General features: G+C 64.5%; 4 protein-coding genes. 1 reads left to right on the top strand and 3 read right to left on the bottom strand.

The features are described 5' to 3' along the window. Positions 1-233 precede the first annotated feature (233 nt). Positions 234-1,190, bottom strand: a complete 957-nt coding sequence (locus tag EOA32_RS35280; protein WP_128374150.1) for an arginine deiminase family protein — start codon at positions 1,188-1,190, stop codon at positions 234-236. A 220-nt stretch (positions 1,191-1,410) separates the two neighbouring features. Between EOA32_RS35280 and EOA32_RS35275 the strand changes: the two genes are divergently transcribed. Continuing rightward, positions 1,411-1,638 (top strand): hypothetical protein, encoded by a 228-nt coding sequence (locus EOA32_RS35275; RefSeq protein WP_128374149.1) that lies wholly within the window; start codon positions 1,411-1,413, stop codon positions 1,636-1,638. 58 nt (positions 1,639-1,696) lie between these two features. On the opposite strand, the gene EOA32_RS35270 is transcribed toward EOA32_RS35275, so the two are convergent. Together EOA32_RS35270 and EOA32_RS35265 are read right to left on the bottom strand one after the other, a co-directional pair. Next, on the bottom strand, positions 1,697-2,704 hold the full coding sequence (locus EOA32_RS35270) for an aldo/keto reductase (protein ID WP_128374148.1): 1,008 nt from the start codon (positions 2,702-2,704) through the stop codon (positions 1,697-1,699). A 71-nt stretch (positions 2,705-2,775) separates the two neighbouring features. Further along, a partial coding sequence (locus EOA32_RS35265; RefSeq protein WP_145971471.1) for an N-acetyltransferase occupies positions 2,776-3,270 on the bottom strand: 495 nt, incomplete at its 5' end.

Here is a 3,270-nt window from a genome sequence, read left to right as displayed (position 1 = left end):
AGCTAAGGGTGTTCGCCTTCAACACCGGACCGTTCGAAGGCGGCCAACGCCGACTCAAGAACGAGTACGTCGCCTCGAACATCAAATACGACAAGCTTTGAGAGCCTGGCAGTCGTCGCCGGGCAGCTGTCTCGGCTGCCGGGTTCGTCGAAGCCGCACAGCGGTTTCATCGGAAAAGGACAAAACAGACGTTGCGAGCCGCGCGATGATTCAAGGTCCGAGCCGCGCCGGCGTCAGCAGTAAAGCGGCCTCGTCAGGCAGTGCACACCGCCGGTGGCCTTGGCGATCTCGGTGCCCTTGACTCGCTCGATGGTCGCGCCTGCCGCCTGCTCCAGCGTTGCCTTGAGTTCTGCCGGCAAGTCGAACGCGAGGTAGCGGCGGTTGCCCAGCGGCAGGAGGTTGCAGCGTTCATGGGCGATGGCGTCCGCCTTGTCGCAGCGTACGATTGAGCAACCGAGCGCTTCGGCATAGGCGAGCGGATTGACGGGGTTGAGCCGCCGGTTCTCATCGATCAGGAAGCCGGCGCCGAACATGCCCGCGGCGGCCAGGATCACCTTGTTGGGCAGCACGGTGAAGCCGGTGTCGAGATGCAGCAACGCCGGATCGTGCGAGAGGCCGATGATGTAGTCGACATGGTCGGGGATGAGATCGAGCGCAAGTTTGATAGCTGCCGCCTTGGTCGTCCTGACGCCGAAGCCGACGAGCAGCACGCGGCGCCCGTCGAACGTCACCGGAAGGACGTCGCCGCCTTCAAGATATTCGTCGTTCTCCAGATGCGTGAGCGGGGCCATGCCGAGCCGCTTCAGCGCATGGCTGACGATCCCGGCCTCGGCAGCCCGGCTGGGCAGAGCAGGGCGTGTGGGTATGAATTTCGTCGGCGCCCAAGGCAGGGTCACTGAACTGTCGCGCATGAAGATCAGGTTGGGGTTGACGGATGACTCGGATCGGTACGGCACGTGATCGCCGAGCACGTCCTCGAGGTAGAGGGTCTCGACATGGTTTGCGACCAACGCGGCGAAGGCGTCGTACTCGGCATAGAATTCCTCGACATGCGGCAGGTCGAGGAAGTTCAATTCGACCAGCCGCTCCTGCGACAGCATCTTCAGCGATGAACCATGCCGCGGATGGTGCATCAGGATGCGTCGCGGCGGGACATGGTACTCGGAAAAATCGTCGATGAGGGCGTGCACGTGAAACCTCTGGTTGCCTCGCGCGGAGGTTAGCGCCGATATCCTCACAAAAGGTTAGATAGGACGCTAGCATGCGGGCGTGTAACCCCGAGATCACGGCCGACCGTCGGAACAGAAGGCCCGGGGAGGGCGTTTGCCCAAGGCGGTGCGCCGGTTCCGTCGACGAACGGCGCCGGCAGCGCCGGCCTGTTTTCCAGCAAACCGACAATGGAGGCCAGGAATGGTTCGCACCATCGCTATCGCTATCCTCTCTACCGGCATTGCCAGCCTGCCTGCTGTCGCGGCCGCGGAATGGTGGGTCGCCAGGGACGCCGTTTCGAAACAGTGCGAGATCGTGCCGAAGAAGCCCGACGGAACGCTGGTCGTCGATCTGGGCAAGAAGAGATACGCCAGCGAGGCCGAGGCCAAGAAGGCGATGGCGGCGCTGGCGGATTGCAATAAGCAGTAGGATCGACCGAGCTGATCTCCCCCCTTGAGGGCCTCAGAGCGGGGAGATTACCTCACCCCTACCGATCCACCATCGACATCGTCCGCTCGTTATACCGCGGCCCCGATACCTTCTCAGGCGTCAGCGCCATGTCGAGCCCCAACATCTCGGTGGCATCGAGCTTGATGTCGGCGGCGGCGACATTCTCCTCCAGATAAGTCCGTCGCTTGGTGCCGGGGATCGGCACGATGTCGATGCCGAATTCCGGCCCCTTGGCCAGCAGCCAGGCGATCGCCACCTGGCCGGGCTTGACCCCCTTGGCGACGGCGATCTCGCGGACCGTAGCGGCGGCGGCGACATTGGCGTCGGAATTTTCGCCCTGATAGCGCGGGTCGCCGCGCCGAAAATCGCCTTCGGGATAGTCTTCCGCCCGCTTGACGTCGCCGGCGAGGAAACCGCGGCCGAGCGGTGCGAACGGCACCAGCCCGATGCCCAGTTCCGCAAGCGCCGGGATGATCTCGGGCTCGAGGTTGCGCTCCCACAGCGAATATTCGCTCTGCAGCGCCGAGACCGGGTGCACGGCATGGGCGCGGCGAATGTTGGATATCCCCGCCTCCGACAGGCCGAAGAAGCGCACCTTGCCCTCCGCCACCAACTCGCCGACCGCGCCCGCGACATCCTCCATCGGCACGTCAGGATCGACGCGGTGCTGATAGAGCAGGTCGATGCGGTCGGTCGCGAGCCGCGTGAGCGAAGCCTCGACCACCTCGCGGATATGCTCCGGCCGGCTGTCGCGCCCGGTGCCATCCTGCTTGCCGTCGACGATGCGGAAGCCGAATTTTGTCGCGATCGTCACCTCGTCGCGCCGGCCCTTCAGCGCGCGTCCAAGCAGCTCCTCGTTGATGAAAGGCCCGTAGACCTCGGCCGTGTCGAGGAAGGTGCAGCCAAGCTCGATCGCCCGGTGGATCGTCGCGATCGACTCCGCTTCGTCGGCCGGGCCGTAGGATTGGCTCATGCCCATGCAGCCGAGGCCGATGGCCGACACGACGAGCCCCTGGCTGCCGAGTTTCTGCTTGCCGAGGCTCATTCATCTGTCTCCGGTAAGAAATTAGCACCCGCGAAATTATAATGCCGGGACGCGATGCGTCCAGCGCGGCGTCAAGCCATCGGCAGCATTCGGCGCATGATCAACGAGGCATGGCCGCCGACGCCATGTGCGGCCGGCCGGCGCTCGACCACCTCGAAGCCGTGCTTGCGGTAGAAGGCGATCGCCCGCTCATTGCCCTCGATCACCTCCAGGGCGATGCTTGGAATGCCGGCATGGGCAGCAAGCACCGCGTGCAAGAGGTCGACGGCGAGGCCGCTGCCGAACTCTTCCGGCTCGATATGCAGCCGGTCGAGCATGACATCGCCCCTCTCGTCCATCGCTGCCATCGCATAGCCGGCGATCGAGCCGTCGGTCCGCTCGGCCACGAACGACATCTTGTTGTCGTCGGCGAGCTCTTCGGCGAGCTGGTCGGGCGCATGTTTTTCGTCGGAGAGCCGGGCCACGGTTTCCTCACCCATGATCGGCGAATAGGTCCGCCGCCAGGATCCTCCCAGCAGCCGCGAGACGGCTGGCAGATCGTTCTTCGTCATCGCGCGGATGTGAGA

It is taken from the genome of Mesorhizobium sp. M1A.F.Ca.ET.072.01.1.1, from assembly GCF_004023325.1.
In the GTDB taxonomy this organism is placed as follows: domain Bacteria; phylum Pseudomonadota; class Alphaproteobacteria; order Rhizobiales; family Rhizobiaceae; genus Mesorhizobium.
The sequence above is the reverse complement of the archived record's forward strand: the minus strand, read 5'-3'. Positions and strand labels throughout refer to the sequence as shown.